Annotated in this window: 1 pseudogene; it reads left to right on the top strand. The window is 45.4% G+C overall.

From position 1 onward, the window contains the following. Positions 1-42: 42 nt before the first annotated feature. Positions 43-227: pseudogene (locus tag LKK83_RS16920) on the top strand (RNA-guided endonuclease InsQ/TnpB family protein); the annotation flags it as partial.

Raw genomic sequence — 227 nt, 5'->3', positions numbered from 1 at the left:
AAAACGGGTAAAATCCCGGGGAAGTTTGACTTGCATCGCCTCATGGCTTCTAATCGTCATTTTCAAGCAATGTACTCTCAATCGGCCCAGCAGTGTCTAACCACCGTTGCTGAATCGTTTAAGTCATTTTTTGGGCTACTAAGAGGAATCACTCAAGGGACGGTGACGCAGAAACCGAAACTTCCTAACTATAGAAAGCCCGGATTGAACCTTGTCACCTATCCAAA

Source organism: Phormidium sp. CCY1219 (assembly GCF_035615515.1).
Classification (GTDB): domain Bacteria; phylum Cyanobacteriota; class Cyanobacteriia; order Cyanobacteriales; family Laspinemataceae; genus CCY1219.
Note: the sequence above shows the minus strand (reverse complement) of the source record. Positions and strands in the feature narration are given on the sequence as shown.